The organism is Allomesorhizobium aridi, assembly GCF_043769475.1.
Classification (GTDB): Bacteria; Pseudomonadota; Alphaproteobacteria; order Rhizobiales; family Rhizobiaceae; genus Allomesorhizobium.
The window spans coordinates 3,725,545-3,739,650 of record NZ_CP171729.1 but is presented as its reverse complement, the minus strand read 5'-3'; the positions used below and the strand labels follow the sequence as shown (position 1 = coordinate 3,739,650).

Sequence of the window (14,106 nt, the reverse complement as noted above, 5' to 3'; positions counted from 1 at the left end):
AACCAGCATTATGAGCATGTTCAAGGCCGCCGCGATCCAGATGCGCTCCGGCACCGATCCGCAGCGCAACGCCATAGACCTGGAGGCGCTGGTGCGCGACGCGGCCTCGCAAGGCGCGACCTACATCCAGACGCCCGAGATGACCGGCGCTATCGTGCGCGACCGGGAGGCGCGCAATGCGCTGTTCACGACGCAGGACCGCGACCCGATCGCCGCTGCATCCGCACGGCTCGCGGCCGAACTCGGCGTCTTCCTGCACATAGGCTCGACCGCGATCCTGCGCGCCGACGGCAAGCTCGCCAACCGCGCGCTGCTGTTTGCGCCGGACGGCGCGCTCGTCACGGCCTACGACAAGATCCACATGTTCGACGTCGATCTCGACAATGGCGAAAGCTGGCGCGAATCCGCCGCCTATGAGCCGGGCCGCGAAGGCGTCGTCGCCGACCTGCCCTTTGCGCGGCTCGGCTTCGCCATCTGCTACGATCTGCGCTTTCCGCAACTGTTCCGCGCCGAGGCGCTCGCCGGCGCCGATGTGCTGACCGTCCCTGCAGCCTTCACGCGGCAGACCGGCGAGGCGCACTGGCATGTGCTGCTGCGCGCCCGCGCCATCGAGAACGGCGCCTTCGTAATCGCCGCCGCGCAGGGCGGCCTGCATGAGGACGGCCGCGAGACCTACGGCCATTCGCTGATCGTCGACCCGTGGGGCCGCGTGCTGGCCGAAGCCGCGCATGACAAGCCCGCCGTCATCGTGGCCGAGATCGACACCGCGCTTTCGGCTGCCGCCCGCAAGAAAATACCCAATCTGAAGAACGCGCGCGAATTCGGCATCGCCCAGGCCGGGCTGCCCGAGGCCGCGCTCAAGGGAGCGGCGTCGTGATACGGTTTTCGCTCGAATGCGAGCACGAGCACGGCTTCGATGCGTGGTTCCGCAACAATGACGATTTCGAGACGCAGAAAAAACGCGGTTTCGTCGAATGCCCGGCCTGCGGCTCGCACAACGTCGAGAAGGCCTTGATGGCGCCCGCCGTCTCCACCGGCCGCAAGCAGGAAAAGATCGCGCTTGCCATGGGCGAGGCGCAGAAGCAGGCGATGGCGCAGTGGAAGGCGCTGTCGGAAAAAATGCGCGAAAACGCCGACTATGTAGGCGACAAATTCGCCGAGGAAGCGCGCAAGATCCATTTCGGCGAGACCGATCCGCGCGGCATCTACGGTGAAGCCACCACCGAGGAGGCGCGCGGCCTGATCGAGGACGGCGTCGAATTCATGCCGATCCCGGTTTTCCCTGAGGACCGGAACTGAGCGGCGGTCTCGGAGCCTGGAGCGTTTCTGGTTGGTTTGAGCTGCCCCCTCACCCTTACCCTCTCCCCGTGAAGAACGGGGAGAGGGAGTCGCCAGCGTTACCGCTTGTCATCCTCTCCCCGTCCTTACGGGGAGAGGATGCCGGCAGGCAGGTGAGGGGCTGCGCAGACCGAGCCGAAAAAACTCTAACCCACGCTCCTGATCAACTTTTCCAGCAGTTCCGCCAGCCGATCCTGCTCCGCGCGCGTCAACCCGGCCAGCACCTGATGCTCATTTTCGACATGCGCGGTGACTGCTTCGTCAATCAGCGCGCGGCCTTTCTCCGTCAGTTGCACGATCACGCCACGCCGGTCTTCCGGGTGCGGGCCGCGTGCAATCAGCCCCGCTTTCTCTAACCGGTCGAGCCGGTTGGTCATCGCCCCGGACGTCACCATGGTCGCCTCGTAAAGTGCTGTCGGCGTCAGCGCATGAGGCGCGCCGGAACGCCGTAGCGTCGCCAGCACATCGAATTCGCCCGCCTGCAGGCCGAACCGGCCAAACAGGGGATTGAGCCGGTCGCGAGAGATCAGCGAGGCCGCTTCTTTCAATCGCCCCAGTACCGACATCGGACGGACGTCGAGGTCCGGACGTTCTTTTTGCCATTGTTCGACAGCCCTTGCGGCTCTGTCCATTGTCTCACCGTAAAGTATCTTGACATCAAGAATCTTTTCATTAAATCATATCGCAGAGAACGGCGCTGGCCAACACCCGATTTGCAGAAAATCAAACCGCTGTCGAACCGGCCGGCATGGCCTCGGGAAAGTCGATGAAACACCTCTGGAACTCCGCCTTCGCCCTCCTCCTCGTCACCGGCGGCCTGCTCGGCCTTTCGCTGCCCTTCGGCAAGATCGCCACAGAGACCGGCGCATCCGGCATGCTGTGGGCCTTCGTCATCTCCCTGGGCGCGGGCGGCGTGCTTCTTGCCATGCTCCTTGCGAGAGGAAAGCGCATCGTCCTCAACGCGCACAAGGTCCGCTATTTCGCGATCACGGCGGCGGTCTCCTACGCCATTCCCAATTTCCTGATGTTCTCGGCCATTCCGCATCTCGGCGCCGGCTACACCGGCATCATGTTCACGCTGTCGCCGGTGATCACGCTGGTCCTGTCCATCCTGCTTCGCGTGCGCCGCCCCAATTTGCTCGGCGTTGCAGGCATCGCTGTCGGCTTCGTCGGCGCGGTGATGGTGGCGGCGACGCGCGGAGAGGCAGGCGCGCCGGCGGACCTGTTCTGGGTGGCCGTGGGCCTCCTGATCCCCTTCTTCCTCGCCGCCGGCAACATCTATCGTACCTTCGACTGGCCGCGCGACGCAGGGCCGATTGAGCTTGCCGTCGGCAGTCATCTCGCGGCGGCGGCGATGCTGCTCGCAGGTCTGCTATCGATAGAAGGAGCAGGCTCGTTCGCCGTCCTGTCCGGCATGCCCGTCGTGGTCCTTGCGCAGATGACCGCGGCCGCGGCGATGTTCGCCTTCTTCTTCCGCCTGCAGGCAGTCGGCGGCCCGGTCTATCTGAGCCAGATCGGCTATGTCGCCGCCGCCATAGGCCTGATCGCCGGCGTGCTCTTCCTCGGCGAGCGCTACCAGCTTCTGACCTGGCTCGGCGCGGTAATCGTTACGATCGGCGTCATCATGACGACCAAGGCGCAGCGCCAGAATTGAGCGGCTTCGACCTTGTATAGTGTATCCTGCGGGTGTATCTTGATACACTCTGAGGATATCCGATGGCATTTCACATAAAGAATGCGGAGACCGATGCGCTGGCTCGCCGCGTGGCGAAGCTAAGGAAGGTTGGTCTCACGGAAGCGGTGCACGTGGCGTTGGAGAACGAACTGGCGCGCGCGAAGGCCGAGCCGTCAGAGATCGATACCTGGGTGAAGTTCGTCCGCGATTTTCGCGCTAGCGGCAATCCGGAGAAAGGCCTTCCGGCGGACAAGGCCTTCATCGACAGCCTGTATGAGGACGAGTGATGTTCGTTGATGCCTCGGCATTGACAACGATGTTGGCCGACGAGGCGGATGGCTTCGAACTCATGGCAAGGATGCGGCAGGCCAAGGTTCGCGTAACGTCGCCGGTCGCGGTCTGGGAGGCGGCCGTGGCGGTGGCGCGACTCACCGGCAAATCGATCAAGGATGCGGCCACCGGCCTCGATCGGTTTCTGGAACTGACAAGTATCCAGATGCTGCCGATTCCACGCGAAGCCGCAAACATCGCGCTCGACGCCTTCGACCGCTTCGGCAAGGGCAGACATCCGGCGCAACTCAACATGGGCGATTGTTTCGCCTATGCATGCGCCCGGCACTTCGGCCAACCGCTGATGTTCAAGGGGAACGATTTCCCGCTTACCGACATAGAGGCAGCCTGACGCCATCGCCGTCGGCCGCCGCCCTCACGATGGGCGGCGCTTCTCCGCCAGCACCATGTAGTTCACGTCCATGTCGCGCGAGCGCTGCCAGCGATCGGCAAGCAGGTTGTAGGTGACGCCGGTGCGGTCAGCTATCGTCATGCCGGCGTTGGAAAGCGCTTTTTCCAGTTCCTCCGGCCGCACCAGTCTGCCGTATTGATGCGTGCCGCGCGGCAGCCAGCGCAGGAGGTATTCGGCCCCGACGATCGCCAGACCGAGCGCCTTCAACGTTCGGTTGATCGTGGCGACGAACATGATGCCGTCCGGCTTCAGCATTTCCGCGCATTTGCCGATGAACAGCTCGATGTCGGCGACATGCTCCACCACTTCCATGTTGAGGATGACGTCGAACTTCTCGCCCGCGTCCGCCAGCGCTTCGGCTGTGGTCGCGCGGTAGTCGACCTCAACGCCGGCTGCCGCCGCATGCAGCCGCGCCACCTCGATATTGGTCTCCGAAGCGTCGGCGCCGACCACTTCGGCGCCAAGCCTGGCCATCGGCTCGCACAACAGGCCGCCGCCGCAGCCGATGTCGAGGATGCGCAGGCCCTCGAAGGGTCGCGCCGCGTGCGAATCGCGCCCGAACCTGGCGGCGATCTGGTCGCGAATATAGGCAAGCCTGACCGGATTGAATTTGTGCAGAGGCCGGAATTTCCCGTTCGGGTTCCACCATTCGGCGGCCAGCGCGGAGAAGCGTTCCACTTCTCCGGCATCGATCGTGGATCGTGTCGGTTCGTGCATGGCGTGGTCTCCTTCGAGCAGAACCAAGTCGGGATATGAGGCGCGCTTGTCAAGGCGGCAATCGCGGCGGGTCGCCGCCGCGGTGTTCCGGAAGTCGCATCGGGCCTGTTATTGCAAAGGCTCGCGCCGGATGGCCGCCAGCGTATTTTTTCGTGGAAAAGCTCGTCAGGCGGCTGCCGGAGTGGAACTGTCGGAGGCTTCGATGCGGCCGGTCAGGAAATATAGCGTCATCCGGCCCTTGCCCTTGATGCCGACCGCGCCTCGCTCCTTGAAGCTGTAGCCGTCGCCGATCGCCTGCTTCGCCTCCTGCGAAACCTGGATCATGCCCGCCTGGCCGTGCTGCTCCATGCGCGCCGCGGTGTTCACCGTGTCGCCCCACACATCGTAGAACAGCTTGCGCGACCCGATCACGCCGGCCACCGCAGGCCCGCTGTGGATGCCGATGCGCACGGCGATCTCCTCGCCGAACTCCGTCGACAGCGCCCGCGCCACGTCCAGCATGTCGAGCGCCATCTCGGCCACCGCGCTTGCGTGCCCCTCTCTGCTCGGGCAGGCCGCCGCCCACCATATAGGCGTCGCCGATCGTCTTGATCTTTTCCAGGCCGTGCCGTTCGGCAAGCACGTCGAACTCGGAGAAGACCCGGTTCAGGAACGACACCAGCCGGTCTGCCGGCAACCGGGCGGCGCGCGGCGTGAAGCCGACGATGTCGGCGAAAAGGATGGTCACGGCAGGCAGGTCGTCGGCGATGATCTCGCCCGGCCGCTGCTTCAGCCGCGCGGCTATCGAGGCCGGCATCAGGTTGAGCAGCAGCCGCTCCGACCGCTCATGTTCGGCCTCCAGCGCGTCCTCGGAGGCTTCCGCGCGCTGGAATGTGTAGAAGGCGGCGATGAAGTTGATGATCGCCGACATCGAGACCGACAGGATGAAGGTGAACGTCGCCATGCTTCCCGGCATCGGCATGATGGCCGACTGGCGCGGGAAGGCGAGTTCGATGATCGCGAAAACCACGAGATATGCGGAAAAATACATGGAGGCGAGCGCAAGCCGGCTCGATCCGAGGATCATGATCAGTATGCCCGGCCCGGCGAGCAGGAAATATTGCAGGCCGGCATCCGCTCCGGCGATCAGCGCATAGGTCGACAGACCCACGGCGGCCGTGGCCCACAGATAGGTGCCTGCAGCAAGCGTTCCGAACCGGTGCAGCAGCGGCGTCAGTAGCCAGATCAGGGAAAACGCCAGCAGCGCTGCAATGAACGGAAAATAGCGCTCGGGGTCGATCAGCAGGTAGATGACGGCAAACCCGGTATTGGAAAAAACCGCCGCAAGGCTGACGAAGTTGAGGAGTGCGGCGCCGCGCTCCTGGCGCTTGTCGGGATCGCTGACGCCATAATTGAGATAACGTGCGAACGGCTTCAATGCCGGCCGGGCGTAATTTTCAATTGCCGCGAAAGTCATGGTCAGGTCCCCGGCCCGATTGACGGCTTTTATCCGAAGTTTCACCCCCGCGCCAGAGACGGCGCCAGATGGGACGCTTTCCCCCTGAGTAATGCTCCCTCCACTATGCTTCGCCTCGTTAGTTGATTTGCCAACCAAGCATTCCGGGCGGATAATTCGGGGGTGGCAATCCTGTGCGGATTGTCACTAACAGACAAATGTGGAGGGCTCCCATGAGGATGCATGATCTCCTGCAGAACGCAGGATTGCCTACGCTTGTCTTCGTCGGCCTTGGAGTGGGCGCGGCCGCTGCCAATTTCGGCGCTCCCGAAATTCCAGCCGAGCTTGCCGCGGCGCCTCACTGCCGTGTCGCGAACATTCCGACACAGATCCAGTCCCCCGAGGCAATGAAGGCCTATGAGGAGGCGGAACCACCGCTGTGGACCAACCTCGGCACGCTGACCTACCCCGTCACCACAGCGAACGAGGAGGCGCAGAGCTATTTCGACCAAGGCCTCAGAATGGCCGCCAACTTCAATCACGCGGAAGGCAGGCGCGCGTTCCGCAAGGCTCAACGCCTCGATCCGGATTGCGCCTTGTGCTTCCTCGGCGAGGCGCTGGTGCTGGGACCAAACATCAACGTGCCGATGGCCCCTGAAGCGAACGCGCCGGCCATCGCCGCACTCAGGAAGGCGCAAAGCCTTGCCGACGGCGCAAGCGAGAAGGAAAAAGCGCTGATCGAAGCGATGGCTGCCCGCTATTCGGATGATCCGACGGCGGAACGGCCGAAGCTCGACTTGGCTTTCGCCGAAGCGATGGCCGCCCTGTCGGACAAGTATCCGGACGATCTCGAACTGGCGGTGCTGGCCGCAGAGGCGGGAATGGACACCCAGCCCTGGGATTACTGGGAGCCGGGTGGCAAACAGCCAAAGGGGCGGACAGCCGATGTCCAGAAACGTCTGGAGAGCGTTCTCGCCAAGGCCCCCGATCATCCTTGGGCGATGCACCTCTACATCCACCTGGTTGAGGCTTCGGACCGGCCGGAGCGGGCCGAACCATATGCAGACCGGCTCGCCGCCCTGATGCCGGGCGCCGGACACATCGTCCACATGCCCAGCCACATCTATTATCGCGTCGGCCGCTATGTCGACTCGCTCGCGGCGAACAAGGCGGCCTCCAAGGTCGACGAGACCTATATCTCGCAGACAGGGGCGATGGGCGTCTATCCGATCGGCTACTATTCCCATAATGTGCATTTCGTACTGGTTTCGGCGCAGCTTCTTGGCGACAAGGAAACTGTGCTTGCCGAGGCTGACAAGTTGGACAAGTGGCTGACCAACGAGGTCGCAACCGCCATTCCCATCGCGCAGCCGGTAAAGGCCGCTCCGTACTTCGCGTGGGCGCAATATGCAGATCCGGACAAGGTCATGGCGCTGCCAGAGCCACCCGGCGCGCCGCCCTATGTGAAGGCGATGTGGCACTACGCCCGAGGCGTGGCGCTTGCGACCAGCAAGGATACCGCCGGTGCCCGCAAGGAAGCGGAGGCCATCCAGCGCATTGCCAGAGAGACGGACTGGTCGACGCTCGACGCCTGGGCCATTCCCGCGCGTCCGGTTCTCGATGTGGCGCAAGGTGTGGTTCTCGCGCGCATCGCGCAGGCCGAAGGCGACAACACCGCGGCAATCGGCCATTGGCGCAAGGCCGCCGAAGCCGAGGACACCATCCCATATATGGAACCGCCCTTCTGGTATTACCCGGTGAGGCAATCGCTTGGTGCGGCCCTTCTGAAGGACGGCAAGCCGGAAGAAGCGGAGAAGGAGTTCAACTCCGCGGCTCGAGCACGCCCGTGGCAGCGCCTGGGCGCTCTACGGTCTTGAGCAGGCAGCCAAATCCAAGGGCGATGCGGCTGCCCAGAGCAAGGCCGCTGCGGAACTCGCAAAGACATGGCGCGGGACCCCCGGTTTCCTGAACCTGGAACGGCTGTGACTGTTTTGCGGCGGCGCCAGTCGAAGCTGCCGCGAGGCGCGCAAGGCGCGTAAAGATCTGCTCACGGTGACGATGCCCACTCGCGTATCCCTCTCCTCCCGGGGAGGGATACGTTTGCGCTTCTTGCGGAAACAGGACGATTTGGATAAGGAGGCCGCGACTTCCGCGCCGGGCATCAGTGCGGTTTCCTTCATTCAATCCCTTGGGCTTCCGGCTCGGGCACCCACGAAAAAGGCATCAAGTCTTCATGGCGCGCATCGTGATGAAATTCGGCGGAACCTCCGTCGGCGACATCAGCCGCATTCGCAATGTGGCGCGCCATGTCAAACGCGAGGTCGATGCCGGCCACGAGGTCGCGGTGGTGGTCTCGGCCATGGCCGGCAAGACCAACGAGCTGGTCGCCTGGACGCGCGAGGCGTCACCCATGCACGATGCCCGCGAATATGACGCCGTGGTGGCCTCGGGCGAGCAGGTCACAGCCGGGCTTCTGGCGATCACCTTGCAGAACATGGGCGTGCATGCGCGCTCCTGGCAGGGCTGGCAGATCCCGATCAAGACCGACAACGCGCACGGCGCGGCGCGCATCCTCGATATCGACGGTTCGTTCCTGATCACGCGCTTCGGCGAGGGCCAGGTCGCCGTTGTCGCCGGCTTCCAGGGCATCGGTCCCGACAACCGCATAGCGACCCTCGGGCGCGGCGGCTCCGACACCAGCGCGGTGGCCATCGCCGCCGCGGTCAAGGCCGACCGCTGCGACATCTACACCGATGTCGACGGCGTCTACACCACCGATCCTCGCGTCGAGCCGAAGGCGCGGCGGCTGGCCAAGATCTCCTTCGAGGAAATGCTCGAAATGGCCTCGCTGGGGGCCAAGGTGCTGCAGGTGCGTTCGGTCGAGCTTGCAATGGTGCACAGGGTGCGCACATTCGTGCGGTCGTCCTTCGACGATCCGGATGCGCCCGGCATGGGGGATTTCGAAAATCCGCCCGGAACGCTAATTTGCGACGAGGATGAAATCGTGGAACAGCAGGTCGTAACCGGAATTGCCTACGCCAAGGACGAGGCCCAGATATCGCTGCGCCGCGTCGCCGACCGCCCCGGCGTCGCCGCCGGCATCTTCGGGCCGCTGGCCGAGGCCAACATCAATGTCGACATGATCGTCCAGAACATTTCGGAGGACGGTTCGCGCACCGACATGACCTTCACCGTGCCGTCCGGCGACGTCGACAAGGCGCTGGCCGTGCTCGACCGCATAAAGGAAACCGTCGGCTTCGACGTGATCCAGCACGACGAGGGCATGTCGAAGGTCTCGGTCATCGGCATCGGCATGAGAAGCCATGCGGGCGTCGCCGCCACCGCCTTCAAGGCGCTGGCCGACAAGTCGATCAACATCCGAGCCATCACCACGTCGGAAATCAAGATATCGATCCTGATCGACGGCCCCTATACGGAACTTGCGGTTCGTACTTTGCATTCCGTCTACGGTCTGGATAAGCAGTAGTCAGACGAGTTTGCTGTCTCGGATTCGCCCGGCGGCGCGGAGCGGCGCCGGAACTGAGGTTTTTGGAGACGACGCTTGATGCGTGACATGGCCGGCGGCCCGCGCGTTCTGTTGAAACGGCTTCGCGAGCTCATGGCGGAGCCGCTGGAGCCGCAGGACCGGCTCGACCGCATCGTCCACGACATAGCCCAGAACATGGTCGCCGAAGTCTGCTCGCTCTACGTCCTGCGCGCCGATTCGGTCCTCGAACTCTATGCCACCGAAGGCCTCAACCCCGGTTCGGTCCACCTGGCGCAGTTGCGGCTCGGCCAGGGCCTCGTCGGCACCATCGCGGCCAGCGCGCGGGCGCTGAACCTGCCGAACGCGCAGGAGCATCCCGCCTTCGCCTACCTCCCGGAAACCGGGGAAGAAATCTACAATTCGTTCCTCGGCGTGCCGGTGCTGAGGGCAGGGCGCACGCTCGGCGTGCTGGTAGTGCAGAACCGCACCAAGCGCCACTACCGCGAGGACGAGGTCGAGGCGCTGGAGACGACGGCGATGGTCATCGCCGAGATGATCGCCACCGGCGATCTCGCCCGGCTGACGCGGCCGGGGCTGGAACTCGACCTGCGCCGTCCGGTCAGCTTCAAGGGCCTGTCCTTCAACGAGGGCGTCGGCCTCGGCCACGTCGTGCTGCACGAGCCGCGCATCGTCGTAACCAACCTCTTCAACGAGGACAGCGACGAGGAGATCGGCCGGCTGGAGAAGGCGCTGAGCTCGCTCAGGCTCTCCATCGACGACATGCTGTCGCGCCGCGAAGTGGCGTTCGAGGGCGAGCACCGCGAGGTGCTGGAAGCCTACCGCATGTTCGCCAACGACCGCGGCTGGGTACGCCGTCTCGAGGAGGCGGTCCGCAACGGCCTGACGGCCGAAGCGGCGGTGGAAAAGGTGCAGAGCGATATGCGGGCGCGCATGCTGCACATGACCGATCCCTATTTGCGCGAGCGCATGAGCGATTTCGACGATCTCGCCAACCGGCTCCTGCGCCAGCTTATGGGCCGCTCGCCCGACGACATCGCCTCGGCGCTGCCGAAGGACGCGATCATCGTCGCGCGGTCGATGGGGGCTGCCGAGCTCCTCGATTATCCGCGCGATAAGCTGCGCGGCCTGGTGCTCGAAGACGGAACGGTCACCAGCCACGTCGTCATCGTGGCGCGCGCAATGGGCATACCGGTGGCGGGCCAGATGAAGGGCGCCGTCTCGATGGCGGAGAACGGCGACGCGATCGTCGTCGACGGCGACGAGGGCTCGATCCATCTCAGGCCGCAGCCCGACCTCGAGGCTGCCTATGCCGAAAAGGCGCGGTTCCGCGCGCGCAGGCAGGAACTCTATCGCGAGCTCAGGAAGAAGCCGTCGCGGACCAAGGACGGCGTCGACATCGACCTGATGATGAATGCGGGGCTGGCCGTCGACCTGCCGCAGCTCGCCGAGGCGGGCGCCGGCGGCATCGGGCTGTTCCGCACCGAACTGCAGTTCATGGTCGCCTCGACCTTTCCGCGCGCCGAGGCGCAGGAGCGGCTATACCGCGACGTGCTCGACGCGGCGAACGGCAAGCCTGTCACCTTCCGCACCATCGATATCGGCGGCGATAAGGTGCTGCCCTATTTCAAGGGCGCGGTGCACGAGGAAAACCCGGCGCTCGGCTGGCGCGCGATCCGCCTGACGCTCGACCGGCCCGGGCTGCTCCGCACCCAGATACGCGCCCTCCTGAAGGCCGCGGGCGGCCGCGAATTGCGCATGATGCTGCCGATGGTGACCGAACTCGGCGAGATCGCCCAGGCGCGCGAGATCATCGACCGCGAGGTCCGCCACCTGTCGCGCTTCGCCCATCATCTGCCCACCAGCCTGAAGCTCGGCGCGATGCTGGAGGTGCCGTCGCTGCTCTGGCAGCTCGACGAACTGATGCATGCCGTCGATTTCGTCTCGGTCGGATCGAACGACCTGTTCCAGTTCGTCATGGCCGCCGATCGCGGCAACACGCAGCTCGCCGACCGTTTCGACCCGCTGTCGGTGCCGTTCCTGCGCCTGCTCAAGCAGATCGCCGACAGCGGCAAACGCAACCACACGCCGGTCACGCTGTGCGGCGAACTCGCCGGCCGCCCGATTTCGGCCATGGCGCTGGTCGGCCTCGGCTACCGTTCCATCTCGATGTCGCCGGCCTCGATCGGCCCGGTCAAGGCCATGCTGGCCGAACTGCCGCTGGCCGAACTCCAGGCTTTCCTGGCCGACAATCTGGCCGGACCAGCCGCCAATCTCCCGATGCGGGCGCTGCTCCACACCTTCGCCGACGACAGGGGAATACCGCTGTAGCGACGCGCGGAAGGTCGAGGTTGCGGCTGGCGGAGCCCTCTGCAGATATTCCTGATTGTTTACTGAGCACGCACCGGAATGCGTATCTCGCTATGTCGCCAACTGGAAAGATCGCCTTGCCTTTCAAGACGACCAGCACGCACTAGGAACTTGATCCGCGCCGCGAGCTTCTCAAAACTTGTATGCGCGTCGCCTATTTGGTGGAGTGATCTTGCGAGGATCATCGCCACTTTTTGCCAATTGGCCAATGTCACCGACATGATGATCTGGTCGAGCCTTTCGTCTGTTAGTTCCACGACTCTCAAGTCTCCGCCTCAATTTGCAGTTTTAACGTACCATCGGAAAGTCTCAGGCGGCTGGCGAAAACCGATGACCGTTTGCCACTCCCTAAGCGCGCACTGCTCCACACCTTCGCCGACGACCGCGGCATCCCGCTTTAGGTGACGCGCAGAAGGTCCAGGAGAGCGGCTGGCGAGCCGTTGCAGACATTCCGGATTTGATCGGGTTATGGCGCAAGTTGGGACCGGCGGATTTTCCGATTTCTCAGCGGCGCGGAAAGTTGTACTGTCACAAACGTTCCTGGGCCTTGGAGAACGGCGATGGGTACCCGGTCCGGCACCGACCAGCGACAACCCATCAGTGTCGTGCGGGCGGCCCAAAGGTCCGGGCTTCCGAAAATCGAGCGCCATCTCCACGATGCCGTCGATCTTGCAGGCCGAAGAATCGACACGAAAACCGTCCCACGCGAACTCACGGCAGCGGCGCGGGCAAAGCGGCTAGCACAGCTCGGCTTCGAAGCGCATGCTGCGGTCTTTGATACGCCGCTGTACCGCATTACGCCCCAGGCGCCCTATCAGTCGGCGCCGGAGGCTTGGCTGGACGCATTCGACGGCACATACAGCGCCGGGCCGGGCGTGGACCAGATATGGTGGCGGCTGCCTTCGAGCTTTCCGACGGAGTTCATGGCCGGCTGCAATTTCTCCGCCCGCAATCTGCCCTCGGGCCCGTCCGTTCTCAGCCTCGTCTTCGAAGCCTGGCCTCATCAGGGCGCGACCGGAGTGGTCGTCGTCGATATCGGCGCCCACCGGACCGAGTTCGAGATCAGCGCGCCGGTTTCACGGACCGTGGATATCGGTTTTGACCACGACGGCGCCGATCCGTTGACGACCATGGTATTCTTCCGGCCGGGGCTGATCGACTTCGTTTTTCGTTCAATGTCACTGGGGAGGACGATAATGTCTGGCGCCATCAGCCCATGGCCCGTGGTCAAGAGCGGTTCCAACGGGCACCCGATAAAGACACTGCAACATCTGCTGCGCGCGCGGGGCCAGAATGTCGCCGTTGATGGCGAGTTTGGTCCCAGCACCGAAGCTGCGGTGAAGACGTTTCAGGCAAGCCACGGGTTGGCGGCCGACGGCATCGTCGGTCCGCTGACCTGGGCCGCTCTTGTCGTGCAGGTCAAGAAGGGAAGCCAGGGCGACGCAGTCAGAGGGGTGCAGGAGGAGTTCCAGTTCCGCAACCTGTCCGGCGATCCGAGCAATGGCCCGCAGATCGACGGGATCTTCGGACCGGTGACGGATGCTGCGGTACGTGGTTTTCAGCAAGCCCTTGCGGCCGACATTCCTTCTGTAGCGGTAGACGGCATCGTTGGCCCGGTCACCTGGCAGGCGCTGGTAAGCGGCATGCTTTCTTTCTAGAGCATCGTGCCGAAAAGTGGATGCCGGTTTTCGGCAAAAACGATGCGAAAACAAAAAAGCTAGAGCGAGATGCCCGATTCCGAAATCGGGTACCTCGCTCTAGCGGCTGATCGCGACCGCTGGGACGCCTGCCGAGCTTGCACTGCGCCGGCGGGTAATTTCGAGGCGACAGCGCGATCGATCACACCTGCACCGGGATCAACCGGTGCCGCCTTCATCCTCCAGTGCGTCGACGACCTGCCATGTCTGCTGGCCGACGATGCCATCGACGGTCAGGTTGAAGTCCTGCTGCAACTTCCTGACCGCCGCTTCGGTCTTGGGGCCGAAGCGGCCGTCGACACCGCCCATGTCGTATCCGACTGCGCTCATCCGGCTCTGCAGCCGGCGGACGGGCAGGCCGATCGAACTCAACGTCAGCACGGGATGGCTCTGGTCGGCTTCGTCTATGTTTATCCACGTCACCCGGCCGACCACGCCATCGACCGGGATTTCCCGCGCTTGCTGAAACTGCTTGACCGCATTCTCGGTTTGCTCCCCGAAGACGCCGTCAACCGGTCCGGGGTCAGAATCCCAGGGTCTTGAGCGCCTCTTGCAGGTCCTTGACGGCAGGGTCGGTGGATCCTTTTTTCAGTACCGGTTCTGCCATGGTGTGCCTCCTTGCTGGAA

At 64.0% G+C, this 14,106-nt stretch carries 13 protein-coding genes and 2 pseudogenes; 9 read left to right on the top strand and 6 right to left on the bottom strand.

The window, feature by feature from the left end; translation table 11 throughout:
• The first annotated feature begins 10 nt into the window (after positions 1-10).
• Complete coding sequence (locus tag ACG873_RS20340; protein ID WP_394887090.1) at positions 11-877, top strand: carbon-nitrogen hydrolase family protein; 867 nt, start codon at positions 11-13, stop codon at positions 875-877.
• On the top strand, positions 874-1,299 hold the full coding sequence (locus ACG873_RS20335; protein ID WP_394887088.1) for a DUF1178 family protein: 426 nt from the start codon (positions 874-876) through the stop codon (positions 1,297-1,299). Before ACG873_RS20340 ends, ACG873_RS20335 begins: the two co-directional genes overlap by 4 nt.
• A 185-nt stretch (positions 1,300-1,484) precedes the next feature.
• Here the strand turns inward: ACG873_RS20335 and ACG873_RS20330 are convergent, their stop codons facing one another.
• Positions 1,485-1,970: a MarR family winged helix-turn-helix transcriptional regulator gene (locus tag ACG873_RS20330; protein WP_394887086.1), complete on the bottom strand. Its 486-nt coding sequence runs from the start codon at positions 1,968-1,970 to the stop codon at positions 1,485-1,487.
• A 134-nt stretch (positions 1,971-2,104) separates the two neighbouring features.
• Here ACG873_RS20330 and ACG873_RS20325 point away from each other — a divergent pair, with 134 nt between their 5' ends.
• From ACG873_RS20325 to ACG873_RS20315, 3 genes are all read left to right on the top strand, one after another.
• Positions 2,105-2,992: a DMT family transporter gene (locus ACG873_RS20325; protein WP_394887085.1), complete on the top strand. Its 888-nt coding sequence runs from the start codon at positions 2,105-2,107 to the stop codon at positions 2,990-2,992.
• Positions 2,993-3,054: 62 nt separating this feature from the next.
• A complete protein-coding gene (locus ACG873_RS20320) occupies positions 3,055-3,300 on the top strand; it encodes a type II toxin-antitoxin system VapB family antitoxin (RefSeq protein WP_394887083.1) in 246 nt (81 codons plus the stop codon).
• Positions 3,300-3,695: a type II toxin-antitoxin system VapC family toxin gene (locus ACG873_RS20315; RefSeq protein ID WP_394887082.1), complete on the top strand. Its 396-nt coding sequence runs from the start codon at positions 3,300-3,302 to the stop codon at positions 3,693-3,695. The genes ACG873_RS20320 and ACG873_RS20315 overlap by 1 nt, the downstream gene beginning before the upstream one ends.
• A gap of 24 nt (positions 3,696-3,719) precedes the next feature.
• Here ACG873_RS20315 and ubiG read toward each other — a convergent pair whose 3' ends face one another.
• Both ubiG and ACG873_RS20305 read right to left on the bottom strand, forming a co-directional pair.
• Entirely contained in the window at positions 3,720-4,472 is a 753-nt protein-coding gene (gene ubiG / locus ACG873_RS20310; RefSeq protein WP_394887080.1) for a bifunctional 2-polyprenyl-6-hydroxyphenol methylase/3-demethylubiquinol 3-O-methyltransferase UbiG, read from the bottom strand.
• A 165-nt stretch (positions 4,473-4,637) separates the two neighbouring features.
• Positions 4,638-5,928: pseudogene (locus ACG873_RS20305) on the bottom strand (adenylate/guanylate cyclase domain-containing protein).
• Between the two features lie 212 nt (positions 5,929-6,140).
• Here ACG873_RS20305 and ACG873_RS20300 point away from each other — a divergent pair.
• From ACG873_RS20300 to ptsP, 3 genes are all read left to right on the top strand, one after another.
• Positions 6,141-7,784 (top strand): hypothetical protein, encoded by a 1,644-nt coding sequence (locus ACG873_RS20300; RefSeq protein ID WP_394887078.1) that lies wholly within the window; start codon positions 6,141-6,143, stop codon positions 7,782-7,784.
• A gap of 356 nt (positions 7,785-8,140) precedes the next feature.
• Entirely contained in the window at positions 8,141-9,394 is a 1,254-nt protein-coding gene (locus ACG873_RS20295) for an aspartate kinase (RefSeq protein WP_394887077.1), read from the top strand.
• 78 nt (positions 9,395-9,472) lie between these two features.
• Positions 9,473-11,743, top strand: a complete 2,271-nt coding sequence (ptsP, locus tag ACG873_RS20290) for a phosphoenolpyruvate--protein phosphotransferase (protein WP_394887075.1) — start codon at positions 9,473-9,475, stop codon at positions 11,741-11,743.
• A 59-nt stretch (positions 11,744-11,802) separates the two neighbouring features.
• Here ptsP and ACG873_RS20285 read toward each other — a convergent pair whose 3' ends face one another.
• The gene (locus ACG873_RS20285; RefSeq protein WP_394887073.1) at positions 11,803-12,039 is read right to left on the bottom strand and encodes a DUF3658 domain-containing protein; all 237 of its coding nucleotides are present in this window, start codon (positions 12,037-12,039) and stop codon (positions 11,803-11,805) included.
• A 666-nt stretch (positions 12,040-12,705) separates the two neighbouring features.
• Between ACG873_RS20285 and ACG873_RS20280 the strand changes: the two genes are divergently transcribed.
• Complete coding sequence (locus ACG873_RS20280) at positions 12,706-13,440, top strand: peptidoglycan-binding domain-containing protein (RefSeq protein ID WP_394887072.1); 735 nt, start codon at positions 12,706-12,708, stop codon at positions 13,438-13,440.
• Positions 13,441-13,638: 198 nt separating this feature from the next.
• Here the strand turns inward: ACG873_RS20280 and ACG873_RS20275 are convergent, their stop codons facing one another.
• On the bottom strand, positions 13,639-13,902 hold the full coding sequence (locus tag ACG873_RS20275) for a peptidoglycan-binding domain-containing protein (protein ID WP_394887070.1): 264 nt from the start codon (positions 13,900-13,902) through the stop codon (positions 13,639-13,641).
• A 42-nt stretch (positions 13,903-13,944) separates the two neighbouring features.
• Positions 13,945-14,049 (bottom strand): annotated as a pseudogene (locus tag ACG873_RS20270) (peptidoglycan-binding domain-containing protein); the annotation flags it as partial.
• Positions 14,050-14,106 lie beyond the last annotated feature (57 nt).

Excerpts from the sequence above, each read along its gene's own strand:
- ACG873_RS20340 (WP_394887090.1), top strand. The coding sequence starts at position 11 with ATGAGCATGTTCAAGGCCGCCGCGATCCAGATGCGCTCCGGCACCGAT.
- ACG873_RS20330 (WP_394887086.1), bottom strand. The coding sequence starts at position 1,970 with ATGGACAGAGCCGCAAGGGCTGTCGAACAATGGCAAAAAGAACGTCCG.
- ACG873_RS20325 (WP_394887085.1), top strand. The coding sequence starts at position 2,105 with ATGAAACACCTCTGGAACTCCGCCTTCGCCCTCCTCCTCGTCACCGGC.
- ACG873_RS20320 (WP_394887083.1), top strand. The coding sequence starts at position 3,055 with ATGGCATTTCACATAAAGAATGCGGAGACCGATGCGCTGGCTCGCCGC.
- ACG873_RS20315 (WP_394887082.1), top strand. The coding sequence starts at position 3,300 with ATGTTCGTTGATGCCTCGGCATTGACAACGATGTTGGCCGACGAGGCG.
- ubiG (WP_394887080.1), bottom strand. The coding sequence starts at position 4,472 with ATGCACGAACCGACACGATCCACGATCGATGCCGGAGAAGTGGAACGC.
- ACG873_RS20300 (WP_394887078.1), top strand. The coding sequence starts at position 6,141 with ATGAGGATGCATGATCTCCTGCAGAACGCAGGATTGCCTACGCTTGTC.
- ACG873_RS20295 (WP_394887077.1), top strand. The coding sequence starts at position 8,141 with ATGGCGCGCATCGTGATGAAATTCGGCGGAACCTCCGTCGGCGACATC.
- ptsP (WP_394887075.1), top strand. The coding sequence starts at position 9,473 with ATGCGTGACATGGCCGGCGGCCCGCGCGTTCTGTTGAAACGGCTTCGC.
- ACG873_RS20280 (WP_394887072.1), top strand. The coding sequence starts at position 12,706 with ATGGCCGGCTGCAATTTCTCCGCCCGCAATCTGCCCTCGGGCCCGTCC.